This is a genomic window from Halobacterium wangiae, from assembly GCF_021249345.1.
Taxonomy (GTDB): domain Archaea; phylum Halobacteriota; class Halobacteria; order Halobacteriales; family Halobacteriaceae; genus Halobacterium; species Halobacterium wangiae.
This window is the reverse complement of the sequence record NZ_CP089588.1, coordinates 147,211-167,014: the sequence shown is the minus strand read 5'-3', so window position 1 is coordinate 167,014 and position 19,804 is coordinate 147,211. Positions and strand designations below refer to the sequence as shown.

Below are 19,804 nucleotides of genomic sequence, written 5' to 3'. Positions count from 1 at the left end.
AAAGCGGTGGCGGTCGACGCGCGGTCACCGGTCCACCCACCACTCGACGTCCGGAACCGCGGGATAGACCGACTCTGTCGGATACGCAACCAAAGTGAGCCTTTATACACGAGAACGTTCGTTGGTGGCACGTCATGGCCACCTTCTCGTTCCAGTCCAGACACGGAGTGCCAACGTGGCTGCTCGGGACGAGTCTCGGCCTCTCGCTCGTCCTCGTCGCCGAGGTTGGCGTCCGGCTGCTCGGGCTGGCAGACTGGACGAAGGAGTCCTCGCTGGTGTTCAGCGGGGAGTTTTTGGTCGGGGTCATCACTGCCGCCCCGTTCGTCGCGGGCGTCGCGTACGCCGGCCACTGGCTCACGCACAGCGAACTCCAGCCCGAGCGGTTCGCGCGGGCCTGGTGGTGGACCGTCGCGGGGGCCGGGGCTGCCGTCCTGCTGAACCTCGCCCTGATGACGGTGCTCCCGGTGTCCTCGGTGCTCCTGTTCGTCGCGTGGCTCCGCTGGGCGGTCGCGCTCGGCGCCGGGCTGGGCGTCTTCATCGGCGTCGTCGAGGCGCGAGCCATCCAGAACGCGACGGACGCCGAACGGAGCGCGGTCCGCGCCGAACACCTCGAGGCCCAGCGCGACCTGCTCGACTACCTCAACAGCCTCCTGCGCCACGAGGTGCTGAACGCGACGAACGTCGTCTCGGGATACGCGACACTGCTGAAGGACGCACACGACGAGGGGACCCCCGAGTACGACTACGGCGACACGATACTCCGCCGCAGCGAGGAGATAACGGGCGTCATCGAGGACGTCCGCGTGCTGCTGCTCGCGTCCGAGACGGACGCGCCGGTCGTGCCGGTGGACCTCTCGGAGACGCTCGCCGAAGAGGTGGCGAAACTTGAGGACCTCGACGACTCCGTGGAAGTCGAGATGTCGGTACCCGACTCGGTGTATGTCCGGGCCGACGCGCTGCTCCCGCGTGTGTTCGGTAACCTGCTCGCGAACGCCGTCGAACACAACGACAGCAGTCCGCCGCGGGTGTCCGTCACCGTGGACGCGGGCGGCGAGCGGGTGACCGTCGAGATCGCGGACAACGGCTCCGGCGTCCCGGACGGCGAGGTCGAAGGGTTGTTCGACCGGCCGTCACAGCGGACGGCCGACCACGGGTTCGGGACGTACCTCACTGCCAAACTCGTCGAACAGTACGGGGGGTCCGTCGACCTGGTGGAGACGGGGCCGGCGGGCAGCACGTTCAGGGTGGCGCTCCAGCGGGCGTCGCCGTCCAGCGACGGTGCGGGTGCGCCCGTCGAGTCCGTCTCCTCGTTGGGAACTCCCGTCGACTGACGAACGCACTGGAGTCCGGCGGACTGCACCCTCTCCGGTCAGTAGTGCCAGGGGAACTTCGAGAAGTCGGGGTCCCGGCCCTCCATGAACGCCTCGCGCCCCTCTTTCGCTTCGTCGGTCATGTAGCCGAGTCGGGTGGCCTCCCCCGCGAACACCTGCTGGTCGACTAGGCCGTCGTCGGCCATGTTGAACGCGTACTTCAGCATCCGCATCGCCGTCGGGGACTTGCTCGTCATCTCGTCGGCCCACTCCAGGGCGACGTCCTCGAGGTCGTCGTGCGGGACGACTTCGTTGACCATCCCCATGTCGGCGGCCTCCTCGGCGGAGTAGGTCTTCCCGCGGAAGAACACCTCGCGGGCCTTCTTCTGGCCGACCTGCTTGGCGAGGTAGGCGGAGCCGAAGCCGGCGTCGAATGAGGCGACGTCCGGGTCCGTCTGGAGGAACTTCGCGTGCTCCTTGCTGGCGAGGGTCATGTCACAGACGACGTGCAAGGAGTGGCCGCCACCGACGGCCCACCCGGGGACGACGGCGACGACGGGCTTGGGCATGAACCGGATGGCGCGCTGGACCTCGAGGATGTGGAGGCGGCCCGCCTTCGCCTCGCGCACCGCGGCGTCCTCCTCGTCGCCGGCCCGGTCGTCGCCGCGGTACTCGTAGCCCGAGTCGCCCCGGACGGACTGGTCGCCACCGGAGCAGAACGCCCAGCCGCCGTCCTTCGGACTCGGGCCGTTGCCCGTGAGGAGGACGCAGCCGACGTCAGCCTGGCGTTTCGCGTGGTCGAGCGCCTCGTACAGTTCGTCGACGGTGCCCGGGCGGAACGCGTTGCGCAGTGCTGGCCGGTCGAACGCGATGCGGACGGCGTCGACGTCCGTCCCGCGGTGGTACGTCACGTCCTCGAAGTCGACGTCGTCGACCGCCTCCCAGCGGTCGGGGTCGAAGAGCTCGGAAACCATACCGGGCGTCCGCGGGCGGCGGGCAAAAGCGTTTGTACAGCACTCGCCCGAGAACTGACCCGCACGCTTATGGGCCGGCCCGGGGACCGACCGGTATGGAGTACGGTGCGCTGTGGCGGGAGTGGCGGGCGACCGCCGAAGGCGCGCTCGCCGGCGTCCTCGCCTTCTGCGTCGGCTACGCCGCCACGCTCGCCGTCCAGTACGACGAGGTCCGGGAGTCCGCCGCCGTCGTCGACGAGGTCGCTGCACTCCTCGGCGCCGACACCGGTGGCATCTTCCGGGGGGTCGCCGAGTGGCTCCAGCCGGACTCCGTCCAGCTGGTCGGGTGGTTCTTCTACGGCAGCCACTACGTCCCACTGGAGTTCCACGGGTCGGTGCTCGGCAGCACCGTGCGCCGCAGCGTCGACGTCCAGGAGACGCCAGTCTGGGACTCACTGCTCGTGCTCGTTCCACCAGCCGTCCTGCTCGCCACGGGGCTCCTGCTCGCTGCCCGGTTCGCCGACGAACGTCCCGCCAGTAGCCTCCTCACCGGTATCCGAATCGCGCTGGGCTACGGCGTCACTGCTGTCACAATCGTCTCCGCGGTGTCGTACTCGCGGAGCGTCGGCTTCGCGGCGGTGACGGTCGGCCCGAATCTCGTGACGGTGGCGCTCTACTGCACGGGGTACGCCCTCGCGTTCGGCACGGTCGGCGCGGCGCTCTACGGCGCCTACGTCCACGGGGAGTGAGCAGGATCAGACAAGGTCCGCGACCCGGGCGTGCAGGCGCTCGCGCTCGCGGTGACTGCGTTCGGCGTCCGTGCGAACCTCGACGACCTGCGTCCCCGACGATTCGAGGGAGCGCCGGTAGGCGTCGCGGAACCCCGCGAGCGTCTCGACGCGGCCGAACTCGAGGTCGTAGCTGTCGCCAGTGGGCGCGAAGTCGAGGCCGTGTGGCGTCCTGAACTGGCCGGTGAACGGTGGGTCGAACTCCTCGATGGGGAGCATGTGGAAGATGCCGCCGCCGTCGTTGTTGAGCAGGACGATCGTCGCGTCCACGTCGCAGCGTTCGAGCGCGAGCAGGCCGTTCGAGTCGTGGTAGTACGCCAGGTCGCCCGTGAGCAGGACGAGCGGGTCGTCTGTCGCGCTCCCGGCGCCGAGGGCCGACGACGTGATGCCGTCGATGCCCGAGGCGCCGCGGTTCCCGAGCACGGTGAGGTCCGCCGCTCGCGGCCGCGCGAAGCGGTCGAAGTCCCGGACGGGCATGCTGTTCGAGACGAAGACGGTGGCCGGGTCGGGCGCGTCGTCGGCCGCGGCCGCGACCACGTCGCCCTCCATGACGCCGTCTGCTTCGAACTCGTCGACGGCGGCCCAATAGCGGGACTCGACGTCGAGGACGCGCTCGGTCCACTCGTCTCGACCGGTCTCGATCCGGCCGGCGAGCGCGCGAGCCGTCTCGGTCGGGTCCGCGACGACGAGGTCTGTCGCCGTGAACGTCGCCTCGCGCCACCCGCCCGCGGGGTCGACGAGCACCTGTCGCGCGCCGCTGTCCCGGAGGAAGTTTCGGAGTGGCTTCGACGTGGGAGAGGCTCCGAAGCGGAGTACGAAGTCCGGCTCCGGAACGTCGCCCGCGAGGAAGCCGTCGTAGCCGCCGACGACCGGGGCGTCCGTGACGTGGTCGCCGAACCGGAGGCCCGAGAGCGGGTCCGCGAGAACCGGGAAGCCGGTCGCGTCGGCGAGCGCCGCGGCTGCCTCCGGGGCGAGGCCACCGTCGTCCGGGCCGGCGACGACGAGACCGCGCGCCGCGGACTCGGCGGCCGCAGCGAGTTCCGAGAGCGTCCCGTCGTCGGGCAGCCCGCGGCCGTGTTCGACGGCGACGAACGGGTCGTCCCGCCCACCCGCGGCGAGGGGGAAGTCGGCGGCGAAGTTTTCGGGGACGTCGCCGGGCACCTCGACGGGTTCGAGGGGTTTGCGGAACGGGACGTTGAGGTGGACGGGGCCGGGGTTCGCGCCAGTCGTCTCGCCGACGGCGCGACAGACCGCGGTCCTCAGCGAACGGAGTTTCCGGTCGTCGGCCTCGGGTTCCGGGAGGTCGCGGTAGTGGCGGACGGCGTCGCCGTACAGCGTCTGCTGGTCGACGGTCTGGTTCGCGCCCGAGTCACGGAGTTCGGGGGGTCTGTCGGCGGTGAGCACCAGCAGCGGGACGCGGGCCTGGGTGGCCTCCATCACGGCTGGGTGGAAGTTCGCGGTGGCCGTGCCGGAGGTGGAGACGACGGGCGTCGGGCGGCCGGTGCGCTTCGCACGGCCGAGGGCGAAGAACGCCGCCGAGCGCTCGTCGAGGTGGGAGAACACGCGCACGTCGTCGTGCTCTGCCAGGGCGACGGTGAGCGGCGTCGACCGGCTGCCCGGACAGACGCAGGCGGCGTCGACGCCGCTCCGTGTGAGTTCCTCGACGAGTGCGCGCGCCCACAGCGCGTTCCGGTTCGGGTCGGTCATCGCGGGGCCTCCGTCGCGGTCGTCATTCGAGTTCGTCGAGGATGGGGCGGTACTTCAGTTGTACCTCCTCCCACTCGGCCTCGGGGTCGCTGTCCGCGACGATGCCGTTGCCCGCGAACAGCGTGACGGTGCGGTCGGCGGCGACGGCCGACCGGAGGCCGACGCCGAACGTGCCGTCGCCCGCGGCGTCGAACCAGCCGACGGGGGCGGCGTACCAGCCGCGGTCGAACGTCTCCGTCTCCCGGATGGTGGCGAGCGCCGCGGCGGGCGGCAGGCCGTTGACGGCGGGCGTCGGGTGGAGCGCCTCGACCACGTCGAGTACGTGGGTCATCTCGTCGACGTCGGCGCGGATGGGTGTCTCGAGGTGCTGGATGTTCGAGAGCCTGCGGACGCCGCGCTCGCCGACGGTCACGTCGCCGAACGCGTCGAGGCCGTCGGCGATGGCGTCCGTGACGAGGCGCTGTTCGTGCCGGAGCTTCTCGCTCTCGCGGAGGCGTTCGGCGAGGCGGGCGTCTTCGGCGGGGGTGTTGCCGCGCCCCACGGACCCCGCGAGCGCCGTCGTCTCCACGGTGTCCTCGCGGAGTGTGACGAGTCGCTCCGGCGTCGCGCCGAGGAACGCGGCGTCGTCGGTCGGTTCGACGAGGAACCGGAAACACTCCGAGTAGCGCTGCCGGAGGCGCTCGAGGAGGTCCCGTGGTTCGACGGGGCCGGCGAGATCCGCGCGCAGTGCCGTCGCCAGGACGACCTTCCGGAGGTCGCCCGAGTCGATGCGGTCGAGGGCGGCGGCGACCTGCTCGCACCACGTGGCCTTCTCCGGGGTCGGCGCGGTGCGTTCGACACCGGGGTGGGGGCCGCCCGGCTTCATCGCCGGCAGCGACTCGACGGCCTCGCGGGCGTCGTCGAGGTCGGTCTCGACGGTCGACGGGTCGACGTCGTCGCCCGCACGCGTCACGGTCAGCCACGTCTCGTCGCCAGCGCTGGACAACTGGACCTCCGGGAGGACGAACTGCGCGGCGGGGAACCCGGCCCACGCGCCGCCGGCCTCGTGGTCGTCGAAGAAGGCGAACCCGCCGAGGAGGCGCGGGCGGGCGACCTCGGGGCCGTCGTGGTCGCTGTCGGCGAACAGTCGGTCGGCCCACTCGCGTACCGTGTCGAATCGCTCGGCGCCAGACGCGGTGACGGCGGCCGCCGCGCCAGCGCCCGACAGTTCGAGGCCGTCGGGGTCCGCCCAGTGGATGCGGGGTGCGTCCCGCGACGCCAGGAACGCCCGGTAGGAGACGTCGGCGACCCGGGCACTCCTGCTCACGACCGGCCCGCGAACGGTCGATTCGCCGGACAGAGAACTCATTGTCCGACGTTGAGGGCGCTCCGACTAATAGCCTGTTCCTTCCGCCCGAGACTCACCAGGACTCGTCGTCGTCGCCCAGTCGTCCGTACCCGAGGGTCGCGGGGACCGCGGTGACGCCGTGGACGAGAACCGAACTCGCGGCGACGAGACTGGCCGCGACCCAGACGACCTCCGCGCCCGTCCGTTCCGCTGCCAGTACGGCGTAGAAGACGGCGGCGATGCCGATCGGGCCGAACCAGCCGACGAACAGTGAGGCCCCTCTCCGGTCCAGCGGCGGGACGTACCGGCGGAGGGCGAGGATCACCGGGAGGCGGCGGAACAGCAGGACGCCGGCGACGAGCGCCGGCGCCCGCCACCCGAGGTCGACCCACCCGCTCCAGGGGAGTGCGATGCCGAAGAGGACGAACACCGGAATCGTGAACAGCCGGTTGAACACCTCCTCGACGCGCTGTTCGTTCGCCTCGTCCTGGGGGTCGGCCCGCCAGTTGTACGCGGCGCCGGCGACGAACACCGCGAGGATGTCGTCGGTCCCGGCGAGTTTGGTGGCGCCGAGCACGAAGAACGTCAACGCGACCGTGAGCGTGAACACGGACGTCTCCTCGAGGAAGTCCCGCGTGTTCTCCCACTGTTCGACTGCGCCAACGAGTGACCCGATGGCGAACCCGACGACGACGGCTCCGAGTACCTCCCAGAGGAACGTCCGCGTGAGCCAGTCGCCGAGCGCCGTCTCGACGGGGTGGGCCATCAGCAACACCGGGAGCAACACGAAGAGGTAGGCGGTGCCGTCGTTGATGCCCGCCTCGCCGGAGAGCAGGTAGCGGAGTCGTCTCGGGATGTTCTCCGTGGCCGTCTCGCCGACGACGATGGAGTTCGCGAGGACCGGGTCGGTCGGCGTCACGACCGCCCCGACGAGGAGGGCAACGACCGGGCCGACGGGGAGGACGGCGTAGGCCACGAGCGCGCTGAGCAGCCACATCAGGACCATCCCGGGACCGACGAGGACCGCCAGTGACCGGGCACGCGCTCGGAAGTACGCCGGATCCAGGCGAAGTGCGATGCTCGTGACCGCGAAGGCGACCGTGAGCCGGGCGACCTCCTCGAGGAGCGGACGCGTCTCGGAGACTGCCGTCGTCTGGAGGAGGTCGAGGCCGCGGGGGCCGACGGCGACACCGACGAGGACGGCGACGATCGGCTGGGACAGCACGCGGATGCGGGTCTTCATCACGCCCGCCCCCAGGACCAAGAGGAGGGTCAGGCCGCCCAGCACCGTGAGCCACAGGTTGAACTGGCTCATCGATATGACGTTCTCTCTCGACGAGGATAAACCGGCTGGCAGAGCGCCTGCGCGACTGGTCTAGCTGTACCGGTCCTCGGCCCACGGGTCGGCGGTGTTCGAGTAGCCGCGCTTCTCCCAGTAGCCGCGTTCTGGTTCAGTGAGGAACTCCACGCCGTCGACCCACTTCGCGCCCTTGTAGGCGTACTTGTGGGGCGTGACGACCCGGAGCGGGCCACCGTGTTCCGCCGGAAGGTCCTCGCCGTCGAACTCCCAGGTGAACAGCACCTCCTCGCGCATGCAGTCTTCGAGCGGCAGGTTGGTCGTGTAGCCGTCGAGCGCGTGGAACATGACATGCGTGGCGTCGCGACGGACGTCCGCGAGTTCCGCGAGGTGGGGGAAGGTGACGCCGGTGAACTCGCAGTCGAACTTCGACCAGCCGGTGACGCAGTGGAAGTCCTGGCGCTGGGTGACCGCGTCGAGGTCCGTGAACTCCTCGAAGGTGAGCGAGAGTTCGTTCCCCACGGCGCCCCCGACGGTGAACCGCCACGTCTCCGGGTCCCACGTCGGCGTACTCCCCTTCGAGAGCACGGGGAACTTCGACGTCTCGCGCTGCCCGGGTGGGAGGCGGTCGTCCCCGAACTCCTCGTAGAGATCCGTGACGTCCTCGACGTTCATGGGTGCGCGTAGCGGGTCGGTACACGTATTCCTACCGACTGCAGCTCGCCGCGTCGTCCCCGTATCTTCCGGCGAGCGTGACGCTCCCGGGGAGACGGCGAGTGGCCACCCCGTCAGGCTTAAGAACGGTGGTGGCGAATCCCCGTCCAGTAGCATGCCCACCGTCGAAATCAACATCCCGGACCAGATCGAGATGCAGATCGCTCAGCTCGTCGAACAGGGGGAGTTCGTGAGCCGCGAGGAGGCCGTCGAACAGCTGCTGTCTTCGGGCATCCGCGCCTACAAGACGAGCGGACCGGCAGACGAAGAGGACCCGGGACTCGAGAGCGAGGGTGGCATGATGGGCCACGACGACGAGTACGTCTTCTGACCGTGTGACACCGTAGCGGACAACGCTTAAATCGCCGAATTTCCTACTCCGACCAACGATGCACAAGGACGAGCTCCTCGACCTGCACGAACAGATGGTCCAGATCAAAGACCAGTTCCTCGCGTTCGACAGCGTCGACCAGGACGCGTTCGCGGCCTACGAAGAACTCGACGTCGACCCCTCGCACGTCCACAAATCCAAGAGCGAACACAAACACGCCGTCTTCCTGCTCGGCAACGCGCTGGCGGCGGCGATGAGCGACGACGAGTTCTCCAACGCGGGCCGACTCAGCAAGCGCATGGAGGAGCTCGCCGACGACGCCTCGGGCAAGCTGTAACGACGGCTCCCGAACACGTTCTGAAGGGGCTCGTCCGCCCCGGAAAGCCTTATACCGGCCCCTTGCGTTCGATGGACCATGCAGGCACACACGGTCGAGCGGGTGGAGTCCTGGCACTCCCGACCGTTCTCGGGTGGCTTCCACGAGTTGCACGAACTCGCGGACGCCGACTTCTCGGGCGCGGTCGTCGCCGGCGGGACGTGGTTGTTCATGTTGAACGGCCGCGTCATTGGCGTCTTCGAGGGCCAGATCGACGATTTCGAGGACACCGACGGAACGGTGTACGAGGCGCCGGACCCCGCGCTCGCGTTACTGTTCTCCATGCAGGAGCGGGGCGGTGAGACGCAGGCGAAGTACTACACGAACGACACGGCGCTCTCGGAGGCCGACAGGACGCTCTCGGACGCGAACTTCACCGGCTACATCGAACTCTCGGAGAACGTCCTCTCCGGGGACTACTACGTCGTCTACTACGGCGGCCGCTCGATGAGTGCCGCGTTCGTAGGCGCCAGCGAGGAACTGATCACCGGCGACGATGCCTTCGAGCGCGCGGACGACGAAGTGGGGCTCTACGAGGTGCTGAAGACGCCCGTGAACGTCACGAGCATCCCCGATGTCGAAGAGGATACCGGCGACGCGGCCGCGGCCGCGGAGGAACCGGCGGACGCCGCGGACGACACAGCCGAGGAGACGACGGTCGAATCGCCGGCCACTCCCGGTGGCGTCGACGACGAGCGACAGTCCACCGAGGACGCTGAATCGACGACCGACGCCGAGGAAGCGACGGCAGAGGCAGCGGAGACAGGTCCGGGGAGCGTCGACGAGTCGGCGAGCGAGCCCAGTGACGCTCCCGAGCCGGGTTCGCCGTCCACCGTAGACGACGGTTCGGGCGCCACAGACGAACCCGAGGAGGCGGCGCCCAACGGCGGGGCGACAGCAGCGTCGGCTGCGGCAGCCGACGAAGAGGGCGTCTTCGACGAGGAGAAGGAGTGGCGCAACGCCCGTTCGGTGCCGACGCTCGACCCGGAGAAGAGCGAGACGGCCGACGAGGACGCCGGCGGCGAGGCCACCGAGCAGACGGCCAAACGCCAGCAGAAACAGCGCCGGGCCAAGCGCAGCCGGCAGTCGTCCTCCTCGGGCAAGCGCCGCTCGAACGTCGAGAAGCTGAAACGGGCCGTCCAGCAGCGCGACGCGAAACTCGAGGAGGCCGCCGAGCGCATCGACTCCCTCGAAGGCGAACGCGACAAGCTCCGCGAGCGCGTGCGGAGCCTCCAGGAGGAACGCGACGAACTCGCGGCGCGCGCGGACGCACTCGAGTCGGAACTCGAGGCCGCCGAGAGCGCGGGCGCCACGGGCGGCACTCCGGGACAGAACGACCTCTCACCGGAGGCCGCGCTGTCGGGGACGAACCTCTTCGTCCGGTACGACTCGAAGGGGAAGTCCACGCTCGACGAACTCGGCGACGGCATCGACGCGGACGCCGTGAACCAGAACATGCGCGTCGACCACCACACGCAGTTCGAGGCGTCGACGGCCACCGTAGACGGCGAGGAGTTCGAGACGTTCCTGACGGGGACGGGCGCGTACCGCTTCGTCTCCTGGGCTGTCAGAGAACTCCCCTACGAGATCCGTGACGCCGGCCACTCGACCGGGCTCGCCGACCTCTACGACGCGATTCCGAGGGTCGACCGCGCGGAACTCGACGGCGCGGTCGAGGTCGAGACGGAGGACGGCAGCGTCTCCCGCTCGTTCGACGTCGTGTTGCGCGACCGCATGGGCGAACCGCTCGTCGTCGCGGAACTGAACGCGGAGCGGGAACCAGTGACCGGCGACGAGATGCAGGCGCTCGTCGACGCGACGACCGCCGTCAGCGAGGGTGCCGACGACCTGAGCGCGGCGATGTACGTCACGGCCTCGTTCTTCGAACCGCAGGCACTGGAGACCGCCGCCGAGGAGACCGGTGGCGGCGGCTTCCTCTCTCGCAGCGACAAAGAGAGCTACGTGAAGGTCGGCCGCAAGGACGGCTACCACCTCTGTCTGGTGGAGGATAGAAACGACGCGTTCCACCTGACCGTCCCCGAACTGTAGGTACCCGGCGGGGACCTTCTCGACCGGAGTTATCGACGTCGAGGACGCCTCACTCGGCTTCCGCTGCCGCGTCGATCTTCATCGCCTCCATCTTCCCCACGATCTCGTCGATCTTGCCGTCGAGTTCGTCGACGAACTCCTGGGTCCGCTCGGTGGTGATCGCACCCTGGCTGGACGGTTCGATGAGGTTCTCCTCTTCGAGTACGCGGAGGGAGTAGCGCACCTTGTGGTGGGGGTAGCCGGTCTCGTTGGACATCTTCACGATACCGATTGGCTCGTTCTCGATGACCATTCGGAGGACCTGCAGATGTCGTTCTAGCATATCGACTTCCTTCTCAAGCCGGTCTATCATGGCACTTGTTAACTTGTCTTGGCGGGGTTTTAAAGGTTGTCACACTGCGCCGCGAAAAACGGGGTGTTTGGCGTTTGGGAGTGCTAGCAATTAACGATTGCGCTCGGCGTTCGAGTCCGGTCGAATCTACTCGTTCGTCCAATGGGGGCGGGGAAATCTACCGTCGTTGTGCACGGGAGTGCACACAATATCCGCGAACATCGTAACGGGTTTGTCGCCAGTCGTGGAACGCACGTGTATGACCGTCACTATCGTGGGCGCACAGCTCGGCGACGAGGGCAAGGGCGGTGTCGTCGACATCTTCGGCGACGCCGCGGACGTCGTCGTCCGTTACCAGGGCGGGGACAACGCCGGCCACACCGTCGTCGTGGGCGGCGAGGAGTACAAGCTCTCCCTGGTCCCCTCCGGCGTCATCCGCGGGAAGACCGGCGTTCTCGGCAACGGTTGCGTCGTGAACCCGGAGACCCTGTTCGAGGAGATCGACGCGCTCCGCGAGCGCGGGCTGGACCCCGACGTCCGGGTCGCGCGCCGCGCACACGTCATCCTGCCGTACCACCGCGTCCTCGACGGCATCGAGGAGGAGGCGAAGGCCGACGACGACCAGGAGATCGGCACCACCGGCCGCGGCATCGGCCCGACGTACGAGGACAAGGTCGGCCGCCGCGGCGTCCGCGTCGGCGACCTGCTCGACCCGGACGTGCTCCGGGACCGCCTGGAGTACGCCGTCCCGCAGAAGCGTACGCTGTACGAGGACGTCTACGGCGGCGACGCGGGCGACGAGTTCGACGTCGACGCCATCTACGAGCGCTGCCGCGAGTACGGCGAACGCATCAGCGAGGAGAACATGGCCGTCAACGCTGGCGAGTACCTCGCCGACCGCGTCGACGCCGGCGAGGAACTGATGCTGGAGGGCGCCCAGGGTACCAGCCTCGACATCGACCACGGCGACTACCCATTCGTCACCTCCTCGAACCCGACCGCGGGCTACGCCGCCACCGGCACCGGCCTCGGCCCGACAGTCATCGGACAGGGCGAAGTCGTCGGTATCGTGAAGGCGTACCTCTCCCGGGTCGGTAGCGGCCCGATGCCGACGGAACTGGACGGCGACCTGGCGGAGTACATCCGCGACGAGGGCGGGGAGTACGGCACCGTCACCGGCCGCCCGCGTCGCGTCGGCTGGCTGGACGTCCCGATGCTCCGGCACGCCGCCCGCGCCAACGGCTTCACCGGCCTCGCTATCAACCACCTCGACGTGCTCGCCGGCCTCGACGAACTGAAGGTCGGTCACGCGTACGAACTCGACGGCGAAGAACTGCTCGCGACGCCCGCCAGCACGGAGCGCTGGAGCGAGTGCGAGCCGGTCTTCCGGAGCTTCGACGGCTGGGAGGAGTTCGACCCGCAGGCGGTCGCAGACGGTGGCTACGACGCGCTCCCGGCCGCCGCCCGCGAGTACGTCGAGTACCTCGAGGACGAACTCGACACGCCGACGTACGTCCTCGGCGTCGGCCCAGGTCGCGAAGAGACAGTCGTTCGCCAGGACCCGTTCGAGTAAGCGTCTCCGCTGCCAGTCCGATTTTCTGCGAGAAACTGCTGTGGAACGACCGACACCCTGGTGGAGCGAAAGGGCGAGCCGAGGGCTTTCTGTGTCGTACTCCGCTACCACGCCGCGCGTACCGAGTCCGGAGAACACCCACTCTGGAACCCGCACGCTTTTGACCGGCGCCGTCCACGCTCAGAACATGAAGGAAGACCTCATGGACATCATCTGCTGTCCGCTCGACAAGCACGACCTGGAACTCGACGTCGAGTCCCGCGAGGACGGCGAGGTCATGTCGGGGACGCTGACGTGCACTGAGTGCGGCGAGACCTACCCCATCGAGGACGGCATCCCGAACCTCCTCCCGCCGGACATGCGCGAGGAGGCGCCCGCCTGACTCGGCAGGGAACCTTTTTCTAACCCCGGTTCCATCCCCCGAGCGTGCCGGAGACCCTGACGGTTCACCTCAACCGCGAGGAGCCACGCGACGTCGCACCCGAAGTGGCGTCCCTGGAGACGGACCGCTCGTTCGTCCTGCGGTTCGTGAACCACGGCGGCCCGCTCCACGTCCACCTCCACTTCGACGAGGCGCTCGACGCGGTCGCCCAGCCCTCGGCCACGCAGGTGTACGTCGACGAGGAGGCGACCCGTGACGTCGAAATCACGATTCCACTCGGTCACGGCCCCGCGAAGGGGTACGTCGACCTCGTGACGGGGTACGGCGCCCAGGAGGCGCGCCTCAATGTCACCGTGACGGCCGAGCGAAAGGACGGCGGTCCCGAGGTGGCCGTCGACGAGACGCTCGCGGAGAAACAGACCGTCGAGACGGACCCGGGCGGTGGGACCGCCGAGGGAGCGCGGAACCTCGTGCTGGCCGCCGGCGGTGTGGTCGTGGCCGCGGCGGTCGCCCTGGCCGTCTCCGACTCGCTGGCGCTGGTCGTGGGCGTGCTCGCACTGCTGGCGGGCGTCGCGGCTGCGGCCTACCTGCTGTTCGTCTGAGTCGTCTCTTCGCCAGAAGCAGCTGTCCTGACGGGCCGTCAGTCGTGGTCCTCGGGGTACGTGGGCGTCCCCGAGAGGCCGTGTTCGTCCATCCGCTTCGCGCGCAGGAACCGCGCCCGGTAGCGGTTCGCACCCTCGTAGACGTCCGCTTCGCGGATCTCGTCCGTGCGGCCGTCCGCGACGGTGTCGACGATGTCCTCGATCTGTTCCTTCTCGGCGGGCGTCAACTCGAAGGTGTACTCGCGGCTCTCCTCGCGTTCGAGCGTGACGAACTTCCGTGCGGCGGCGACGAACAGCGAGCAGGGTTCGCGGCACGGGAACTCGCCGTCACCCCGTGGGACGTCGAGTTCCGTCTCGTCGTTCTCGTCCCACTCGCGGCGCTTCAGGCACTGGGAGTCGACGCAGCAGGCCTCCGCGCCCCACTCCAGGGCCTCGCCGTCGAGCTGTTCGACGATGCTGTAGATGCCCGTCTGGCGGCTCGCGGCGTCCTCCCAGTGGTCGACATCGAGGTCGCCCTCCCGTTCGCGGTGCCAGTTGGCGACCGTCGCGGGGTAGACGTACTCGACGGTCTGAACGAGGTCGCTGCCGTCCAGGTCCACGAACGCCCAGCCGTGGGGGAGCGAGGGCGCCGTCGAGAGCGGGCGGTAGCGTCCTTCGTTGTCGTGCTTGACGAGGTGGCGCGCCTCGAGGGGGTCCGTGTAGGCGTCGACGTCCTCGCCGACGTCGTCCTCGTGCCGCACCTCGTAGCGCCGGGTGCCGCCATCGCTCAGCACGACCGTGATCGCGAGTTCCCCCCAGTGGCGCGTGTGGCCGCCGCGCAACTGCTCGTAGCGGTCGGGGGCCAGGTCGTCGCCCTCGAGCCAGCGGAGGAACGCGCGCCGCGCGGTGTCGTGGCCGCCGACCTCCCGCTCCCAGTAGTACCAGTTGGTCGCGTACGGGTCGTCGGCGTACTCCTGGAGTTCCTCGGCCGAGACGACGGCCTCGGTCTCCGGCGTCTGCCAGCGGTACGCCTCGCGGAACGGCTCGACGGTGAGGCCGTCGAAGTCGATGCCGGCGTTGGCCGCATCGACGAGCGCGTCGGCGACCGCGTCGGTGGTGGTCGCGGACATCAGTCCCCCGCACTCGCGGCGTTCACGCCGCCGGTCCGCTCGCGCACCAGTTCGATAGCCTCCCGGACGTCGGCGCCCGCCTCGGCCGCCCGTTCGAGCACCACGTCGGCCACCAGTGGTTCGGTGCCGACCGCTCCGGAGTACCAGATGCGGTGGCCGTCCACCTCGCTGGGCACGTCGTAGCCCGTCCGGTAGTCGTCCGTGAGGCCCATGTCCTCGGGGATGTCCTCCTGGGTGTGGAAGCCGTCGGCGACGAACAGCGGGACGACGACGATGTCCTCGGCGTCGAAGAACTCGGTGACGTCGTCGACCTCCGGGTCCTCGTCCATGAACACCGCCTGCACGTCCTCGAAGCGGCCCGTCTCGCGGATGCGGTCGGCGTGGTAGTAGATGGCCTTCGCGGAGTTCTCGTTGCGCTCCGTGCCGTGGCCGACGACGGCCAGCCCGAAGCCCGGGCCGACGTCCTCGTCGCCCGTGATGGACTTCGCGCGCTGGACGATGACGTCGCTCATCGAGTCGTGAGTGCCGACCGGTCCGCAGTAGTGGATGGTCTTCTCCACGTCCTCGGCGTGGAGTGTGACGTGGTCGGCGTCCGTGCCGTTCGAGTCCCAGTCCGCGGGGTCCCAGTCGTCGAGTCGAAGTTCGCGCGGGATGACCTGCTCGGTGAAGTAGCCCTCCGAGATGAACAGCGGCACCACGAACACCTCCTCGGACTCGAGCGTACGGAGCACCTCGCGGAACGACGGTTCCTCCTTCCAGAACGCCTCCCGTACTTCGTCGAACGCGCCCGCCTCGCGGATGGTGTCGGCGTGCGCGAACGCCGGGTCCGACGACCCGGGGTTGAGGTGTGAGCCGTGTCCGACGATGACCAGCGCTTGCATGCTCGCGGGTAGGGACGAAGTGACCTTAGGGATTCGGGAATCGGGGGAATCCGGTGGCCGAGCCGGCCGGCAAGAACCGGAATGTTTCGCCCATTTTATTCGTTCCGGCTGCGTCGTGGCAGGTGAGAATGAGGTCCCAGAGCTACGTGCCAGTCGCAGTCGCCCTCCTCCTCGTCGCGAGCGGCTGTACCGGCGTCCTGCTGTTCGGGGGCGACGGTACCCAGTCACCTCCGGACGACGACGTGGCCGCGAAGTTCGACTCCCTGGAGACGGTGAGTGGCACGCAGGTCTTCTCGTTCCGGTCCGAGAACGAGACCGTTCACATGCGCGCCACGGTCCACATCGGCCTCGGGGAGTCCACTCGCCAGTACCAGTACGTCCACGCCCCGGCCGAGCGTGAAGGCGACGTGTACGTGTCGAACGAGTCGACGTCGGTGACCTACGACGCCAGCGAGAAATCGGTCTCGTACGTACCCCACGTCGGCGGTGTATTGTCTCTTGACCGCGGGGAGTTCTTCGCGCGCGTCGTCGCCGGCGCCTGTGAGGACGAACCGATCGAGAACCCCTCCAGCGGCGTCTCCCCGCTCCCGGTCCTCCCGGCGACCACCACCGAGTCCGACCCCATCGACACCTACGAGGTGACGTACCTGGGGACCGACACCGTCGACGGGCGCACGGTCCACGGGTTCCGGATGACCGCAGCGTCGGACGCGGCCGTCGACTTCGACCGGACGATGTGGCTCGACGCGGCGTACTACTACCCGCTGCGGATGAACCAGACCGTGACGCTGGACGGCGAGACGTACCACACGGCCATGCACCTGGAGAACGTCACGTACAACGACGACCTCCCGACGGACGTCTTCACGTTCGAGAAGCCGGAGGGCGCCACCGTCGAGACGCGAGACTTCCACGTGGAGACCTTCGACTCGCTGTCGGCGCTCCGGGCGAACAGCTCGCTGGCCGTCCCGGACCCCGACGTCCCGGACGGCTACGAGTTCCACCGCGCGCAGGTGATCCAGGGGAACCACACGCAGCTGACCCTCCAGTACGAGAGCGAGGACGGCCACCTCACCGTCTCGAAGTCCCCGGCGACGTCGGCGGAACCGAACGCGCACCCGGGCGGCGAGAACGTCTCGGTCGCCGGCTACGAGGGCCGGTACCTGTCGACGGGTCAGTACAACCTCGTCACGTGGTCCTGCGAGCGCACCCGGTACTCCGTCGTCGGGTCGACGCTCGACGAGGAGGCACTGGTCGAAATCGCGCAGTCCATGGCCTGCGAGTGACTAGGGGCGGCGGTAAAGCGAGTACGCGATACAGAGCAGGCCGGCGAACTGCAGCAGGCGCACGCCGAGGGTGAACGGCGACTGCAGCGACGCGTCGATGACGCCGTACCGGAGCAGCGCGGAGCCGACGAACGCGGCCGTGTTCGTCACCGCGGTCAGCAGGATGAGCCCCGCCGAGAGGTACTGCATCGCCGCGCTCTGGTGCCGGCGGAAGCCGCGGTAGGCCTGGTAGCCGACGAACAGTCCCACCGCCGTCGAGGCCAGCGACACCGCGAAGATGGCGAGATACCAGTCGTCCATCACAGTCCCTCCCACATGCGCGTGAATCGGTCGGCGACGTCCTCGGAGTCACACTCCACCTCGGTGGTGAACTCGCCGTCGGCGAGTTCGAGCGTGAACCGCCGGAGCGTCGCGCGGTAGACGCGGTGGTGGTTGCCGTCCGGACGGACGTTGATGGACTCCTCGAGCAGTTCGAGTTCGGTGAGGTCGTCGATCCTGCGGTACACTGTCGCCGTCGATGCGTCGCACGCCTCGCTCAGTTCACTAGCGGACATGGGTTGCGTGCTGGCCGCTGCGAGGATGGCTCGCGCGTGCTCGTCGTCGAGCACGGAGAGCACCGCAGTCGGGTCGCTGTCCTCGCTCACACGCGCCATTTCCGCCCCGGGGATTTAAAGACGGTCGTCGCTCGCAGGAGCTGAGATTTAAGCCACGGGGGCGACGAGGGAGGGTATGACGAAGGCGGCGACAACCCGGGCTGCGATAGACGACAACCCGTTCCTCCGGCAGGCGCTGCGGGCCGGCGTCGTCAATCACGCCGCCGCGGCGCGCTTCCTCGACGTGGACGGCGACGAGGAGGCAGTCGCGGCAGCGATCAGGCGGTACGGCGAGGAACTCCCCGACTTCGAGGCGGCCGAGCGCCGCGGCACCGTCTCCATGGAGTCCGGGCTCGGGGCGAGCGAGGACGGCCTGCTGGTGGTCTCCGGGCACGGGTTCGCGCCCGGGGAGGGCCGGCTCACCGCGTTGCTCGCCAACGGCGACGTGGACACGCGCGTCCTCGCGTTCGCACTCGACCGACTGCACGCGGTGGACGTCGAACCCGTGGCCGCCGGGGTGGCCGAGGGAGCGCTCGCGGTGGTCGTCGAACGCCGTGACGGCGCGGACGCGCTCCGGGTCGTCGAGGACGCACTCGGGAGCGTGCCACAGTAACCGCAGTCGGTCTCCCGACAGACGCCGCCAGTTCCGACGCTTTGAAACGCTGGCGCGCGTAGCATCCGGGGATGACGCTCTACGTGTCGAACACCCTCTCCGGCGAGCGAGAGCGCTTCGAGCCCCACGACCCCGACAGCGTACTCGTCTACACGTGCGGGCTCACGGTCTCCGACGACGCCCACCTCGGGCACGCTCGCCTCTGGGTGCAGTCGGACGTGGTCGTGCGGTGGCTGGCGAAGGCCGGCTACGACGTGCGCCACGTGCAGAACTTCACGGACGTGAACGAGAAGATCGTCGCCCGCACAGGCGAGGACGACCTCGGGGACACCGAGGCTGCGGTCGCGCGCCACTACATCGAGTCCGTCATCGAGGACATGCGCGCGCTGAACCTCGACCGCGCCGAGGTCTACCCACGTGTCTCCGAGCACGTCCCCGAGATAATCGACCTCGTCGAGACGCTGATCGAGGAGGGGTACGCCTACGAGACGAACGGCTCCGTCTACTTCGACGTCACGACCTTCGAGGACTACGGGAAACTCTCCGGCCAGAAGGTAGAGGAGGTGGAGGCCCAGGGCCCCGAGGACGAGCAACGCGAGAAACGCCACCCGGCGGACTTCGCGCTCTGGAAGGCCGGCGGCGTCGACCCCGAGGACGCCAACGAACACCGCGACGAGACCCTCCCGCCGCTGGACCACGAGTCCGGCCAGACGTGGGACTCCCCGTGGGGCGAGGGCCGTCCCGGCTGGCACATCGAGTGCTCCGCGATGAGCATGACACACCTCAACGACCACATCGACGTCCACGTCGGTGGCCAGGACCTCGTCTTCCCCCACCACGAGAACGAGATCGCCCAGAGCGAGGCGGCCGCGGGCGAGCCGTTCGCGAAGTACTGGCTCCACGTGCGACTGCTGGAGACCGGCGACGAGAAGATGAGCTCCAGCCTCGGCAACTACTTCACCGTCAAGGACGCCGTCGCGGAGTTCGGCGCGGACGTCGTGCGGATGTTCCTCGTCTCCACGTCGTACACGCAGCGCCAGACGTTCTCCGAGGCGACCGTCTCGGAGGCCGAGGAGCGCTGGGAGCGCCTCGAACGCGCCTACGACCGCGCCGTCGAGGCCGCGGACAGCCCCGACGCCTACGCGACCACCGTCGACGACGACCTCCGTGCGGCAGCGGAGTCCGCCCGCGAGTCGTTCACCGACGCGATGAACGACGACTTCAACAGCCGCGCGGCGGTGAGCGCGCTGCTCGAACTCGCCACCGCGGTGAACCGCCACGCCGACGCCGCCGAGCGCTACGACTACCGCGGTCTCGTCGACGCCGTCGAGACGTTCGAGGACCTCGGGGGCGACGTCCTGGGCTTCCAGTTCGGTGACGCGGACGCTGGTGGCGACGTCTCGCTGGCCGACGACCTCGTCGAACTCGTCCTGGGCGTCCGCGAGGAGGAGCGCGCCGCGGGTAACTACGAGCGGGCGGACGACCTCCGGGACCACCTGGAGGCGCTCGGCGTCGTCGTCGAGGACACGGACGACGGCGTCTCGTTCCGGCGCTGAGACGTCTGCCAACAGGCTTATCTCCG

At 69.0% G+C, this 19,804-nt stretch carries 21 protein-coding genes; 11 read left to right on the top strand and 10 right to left on the bottom strand.

Annotated features, from left to right (window positions below):
• Positions 1 to 134 precede the first annotated feature (134 nt).
• Positions 135 to 1,331: a sensor histidine kinase gene (locus LT965_RS00830; protein ID WP_232702121.1), complete on the top strand. Its 1,197-nt coding sequence runs from the start codon at positions 135 to 137 to the stop codon at positions 1,329 to 1,331.
• Positions 1,332 to 1,369: 38 nt separating this feature from the next.
• Here LT965_RS00830 and LT965_RS00825 read toward each other — a convergent pair whose 3' ends face one another.
• On the bottom strand, positions 1,370 to 2,284 hold the full coding sequence (locus LT965_RS00825; protein ID WP_232702120.1) for a 1,4-dihydroxy-2-naphthoyl-CoA synthase: 915 nt from the start codon (positions 2,282 to 2,284) through the stop codon (positions 1,370 to 1,372).
• 95 nt (positions 2,285 to 2,379) lie between these two features.
• Here LT965_RS00825 and LT965_RS00820 point away from each other — a divergent pair, with 95 nt between their 5' ends.
• Entirely contained in the window at positions 2,380 to 3,012 is a 633-nt protein-coding gene (locus LT965_RS00820) for a DUF7978 family protein (RefSeq protein WP_232702119.1), read from the top strand.
• Positions 3,013 to 3,018: 6 nt separating this feature from the next.
• Here LT965_RS00820 and menD read toward each other — a convergent pair whose 3' ends face one another.
• The 4 genes from menD to LT965_RS00800 are packed head-to-tail and all read right to left on the bottom strand — an operon-like array spanning position 3,019 to position 8,057.
• Positions 3,019 to 4,758, bottom strand: a complete 1,740-nt coding sequence (gene menD, locus LT965_RS00815; RefSeq protein WP_232702118.1) for a 2-succinyl-5-enolpyruvyl-6-hydroxy-3-cyclohexene-1-carboxylic-acid synthase — start codon at positions 4,756 to 4,758, stop codon at positions 3,019 to 3,021.
• A gap of 22 nt (positions 4,759 to 4,780) precedes the next feature.
• Entirely contained in the window at positions 4,781 to 6,106 is a 1,326-nt protein-coding gene (locus tag LT965_RS00810) for an isochorismate synthase (RefSeq protein WP_232702117.1), read from the bottom strand.
• 52 nt (positions 6,107 to 6,158) lie between these two features.
• The gene (locus LT965_RS00805) at positions 6,159 to 7,400 is read right to left on the bottom strand and encodes a cation:proton antiporter domain-containing protein (RefSeq protein WP_232702116.1); all 1,242 of its coding nucleotides are present in this window, start codon (positions 7,398 to 7,400) and stop codon (positions 6,159 to 6,161) included.
• A gap of 60 nt (positions 7,401 to 7,460) precedes the next feature.
• Positions 7,461 to 8,057, bottom strand: coding sequence for a sulfite oxidase-like oxidoreductase (locus LT965_RS00800; RefSeq protein WP_232702115.1), 597 nt, complete (start codon positions 8,055 to 8,057; stop codon positions 7,461 to 7,463).
• 154 nt (positions 8,058 to 8,211) lie between these two features.
• Between LT965_RS00800 and LT965_RS00795 the strand changes: the two genes are divergently transcribed.
• The 3 genes from LT965_RS00795 to LT965_RS00785 all read left to right on the top strand — a co-directional run bounded on the left by LT965_RS00795 (position 8,212) and on the right by LT965_RS00785 (position 10,852).
• On the top strand, positions 8,212 to 8,427 hold the full coding sequence (locus LT965_RS00795; RefSeq protein ID WP_232702114.1) for a DUF7120 family protein: 216 nt from the start codon (positions 8,212 to 8,214) through the stop codon (positions 8,425 to 8,427).
• 58 nt (positions 8,428 to 8,485) lie between these two features.
• A complete protein-coding gene (locus LT965_RS00790; protein WP_232702113.1) occupies positions 8,486 to 8,764 on the top strand; it encodes a UPF0058 family protein in 279 nt (92 codons plus the stop codon).
• 78 nt (positions 8,765 to 8,842) lie between these two features.
• Complete coding sequence (locus tag LT965_RS00785; protein ID WP_232702112.1) at positions 8,843 to 10,852, top strand: DUF7527 domain-containing protein; 2,010 nt, start codon at positions 8,843 to 8,845, stop codon at positions 10,850 to 10,852.
• 49 nt (positions 10,853 to 10,901) lie between these two features.
• Here the strand turns inward: LT965_RS00785 and LT965_RS00780 are convergent, their stop codons facing one another.
• Positions 10,902 to 11,204 (bottom strand): hypothetical protein, encoded by a 303-nt coding sequence (locus LT965_RS00780; protein ID WP_232702111.1) that lies wholly within the window; start codon positions 11,202 to 11,204, stop codon positions 10,902 to 10,904.
• Positions 11,205 to 11,442: 238 nt separating this feature from the next.
• On the opposite strand from LT965_RS00780, the gene LT965_RS00775 reads away from it, so the two are divergent.
• The 3 genes from LT965_RS00775 (at position 11,443) to LT965_RS00765 (ending at position 13,740) form a co-directional block, all read left to right on the top strand.
• Positions 11,443 to 12,756 carry an adenylosuccinate synthase gene (locus LT965_RS00775; protein WP_232702110.1) on the top strand — a complete coding sequence of 438 codons (1,314 nt, stop codon included), beginning with the start codon at positions 11,443 to 11,445 and terminating at the stop codon, positions 12,754 to 12,756.
• 187 nt (positions 12,757 to 12,943) lie between these two features.
• On the top strand, positions 12,944 to 13,138 hold the full coding sequence (locus LT965_RS00770) for a methytransferase partner Trm112 (protein WP_009761166.1): 195 nt from the start codon (positions 12,944 to 12,946) through the stop codon (positions 13,136 to 13,138).
• A 44-nt stretch (positions 13,139 to 13,182) separates the two neighbouring features.
• Positions 13,183 to 13,740 (top strand): DUF7524 family protein, encoded by a 558-nt coding sequence (locus tag LT965_RS00765; RefSeq protein ID WP_232702109.1) that lies wholly within the window; start codon positions 13,183 to 13,185, stop codon positions 13,738 to 13,740.
• 38 nt (positions 13,741 to 13,778) lie between these two features.
• Here the strand turns inward: LT965_RS00765 and LT965_RS00760 are convergent, their stop codons facing one another.
• Complete coding sequence (locus LT965_RS00760; protein WP_232702108.1) at positions 13,779 to 14,849, bottom strand: DR2241 family protein; 1,071 nt, start codon at positions 14,847 to 14,849, stop codon at positions 13,779 to 13,781.
• Positions 14,849 to 15,730, bottom strand: a complete 882-nt coding sequence (locus tag LT965_RS00755) for a CbiX/SirB N-terminal domain-containing protein (protein WP_232702107.1) — start codon at positions 15,728 to 15,730, stop codon at positions 14,849 to 14,851. Before LT965_RS00755 ends, LT965_RS00760 begins: the two co-directional genes overlap by 1 nt.
• 128 nt (positions 15,731 to 15,858) lie before the next feature.
• On the opposite strand from LT965_RS00755, the gene LT965_RS00750 reads away from it, so the two are divergent.
• Entirely contained in the window at positions 15,859 to 17,016 is a 1,158-nt protein-coding gene (locus tag LT965_RS00750) for a DUF4367 domain-containing protein (protein ID WP_232702106.1), read from the top strand.
• On the opposite strand, the gene LT965_RS00745 is transcribed toward LT965_RS00750, so the two are convergent.
• Complete coding sequence (locus LT965_RS00745; protein ID WP_232702105.1) at positions 17,017 to 17,316, bottom strand: DUF7521 family protein; 300 nt, start codon at positions 17,314 to 17,316, stop codon at positions 17,017 to 17,019. It abuts the gene before it with no gap.
• The gene (locus LT965_RS00740) at positions 17,316 to 17,660 is read right to left on the bottom strand and encodes an ArsR/SmtB family transcription factor (protein ID WP_349292041.1); all 345 of its coding nucleotides are present in this window, start codon (positions 17,658 to 17,660) and stop codon (positions 17,316 to 17,318) included. The genes LT965_RS00745 and LT965_RS00740 overlap by 1 nt, the downstream gene beginning before the upstream one ends.
• An 85-nt stretch (positions 17,661 to 17,745) precedes the next feature.
• On the opposite strand from LT965_RS00740, the gene LT965_RS00735 reads away from it, so the two are divergent.
• Both LT965_RS00735 and cysS read left to right on the top strand, forming a co-directional pair.
• The gene (locus tag LT965_RS00735; protein WP_232702103.1) at positions 17,746 to 18,222 is read left to right on the top strand and encodes a DUF7523 family protein; all 477 of its coding nucleotides are present in this window, start codon (positions 17,746 to 17,748) and stop codon (positions 18,220 to 18,222) included.
• Positions 18,223 to 18,293: 71 nt separating this feature from the next.
• On the top strand, positions 18,294 to 19,778 hold the full coding sequence (gene cysS, locus LT965_RS00730; RefSeq protein ID WP_232702102.1) for a cysteine--tRNA ligase: 1,485 nt from the start codon (positions 18,294 to 18,296) through the stop codon (positions 19,776 to 19,778).
• Positions 19,779 to 19,804 lie beyond the last annotated feature (26 nt).

Coding starts and splice junctions, on each gene's coding strand:
- LT965_RS00785 (WP_232702112.1), top strand. CDS start 8,843: ATGCAGGCACACACGGTCGAGCGGGTGGAGTCCTGGCACTCCCGACCG.
- LT965_RS00795 (WP_232702114.1), top strand. CDS start 8,212: ATGCCCACCGTCGAAATCAACATCCCGGACCAGATCGAGATGCAGATC.
- LT965_RS00775 (WP_232702110.1), top strand. CDS start 11,443: ATGACCGTCACTATCGTGGGCGCACAGCTCGGCGACGAGGGCAAGGGC.
- LT965_RS00760 (WP_232702108.1), bottom strand. CDS start 14,849: ATGTCCGCGACCACCACCGACGCGGTCGCCGACGCGCTCGTCGATGCG.
- menD (WP_232702118.1), bottom strand. CDS start 4,758: ATGACCGACCCGAACCGGAACGCGCTGTGGGCGCGCGCACTCGTCGAG.
- LT965_RS00770 (WP_009761166.1), top strand. CDS start 12,944: ATGAAGGAAGACCTCATGGACATCATCTGCTGTCCGCTCGACAAGCAC.
- LT965_RS00735 (WP_232702103.1), top strand. CDS start 17,746: ATGACGAAGGCGGCGACAACCCGGGCTGCGATAGACGACAACCCGTTC.
- LT965_RS00745 (WP_232702105.1), bottom strand. CDS start 17,316: ATGGACGACTGGTATCTCGCCATCTTCGCGGTGTCGCTGGCCTCGACG.
- cysS (WP_232702102.1), top strand. CDS start 18,294: ATGACGCTCTACGTGTCGAACACCCTCTCCGGCGAGCGAGAGCGCTTC.
- LT965_RS00790 (WP_232702113.1), top strand. CDS start 8,486: ATGCACAAGGACGAGCTCCTCGACCTGCACGAACAGATGGTCCAGATC.
- LT965_RS00830 (WP_232702121.1), top strand. CDS start 135: ATGGCCACCTTCTCGTTCCAGTCCAGACACGGAGTGCCAACGTGGCTG.
- LT965_RS00755 (WP_232702107.1), bottom strand. CDS start 15,730: ATGCAAGCGCTGGTCATCGTCGGACACGGCTCACACCTCAACCCCGGG.
- LT965_RS00800 (WP_232702115.1), bottom strand. CDS start 8,057: ATGAACGTCGAGGACGTCACGGATCTCTACGAGGAGTTCGGGGACGAC.
- LT965_RS00820 (WP_232702119.1), top strand. CDS start 2,380: ATGGAGTACGGTGCGCTGTGGCGGGAGTGGCGGGCGACCGCCGAAGGC.
- LT965_RS00780 (WP_232702111.1), bottom strand. CDS start 11,204: ATGATAGACCGGCTTGAGAAGGAAGTCGATATGCTAGAACGACATCTG.
- LT965_RS00825 (WP_232702120.1), bottom strand. CDS start 2,284: ATGGTTTCCGAGCTCTTCGACCCCGACCGCTGGGAGGCGGTCGACGAC.
- LT965_RS00750 (WP_232702106.1), top strand. CDS start 15,859: ATGAGGTCCCAGAGCTACGTGCCAGTCGCAGTCGCCCTCCTCCTCGTC.
- LT965_RS00810 (WP_232702117.1), bottom strand. CDS start 6,106: ATGAGTTCTCTGTCCGGCGAATCGACCGTTCGCGGGCCGGTCGTGAGC.
- LT965_RS00805 (WP_232702116.1), bottom strand. CDS start 7,400: ATGAGCCAGTTCAACCTGTGGCTCACGGTGCTGGGCGGCCTGACCCTC.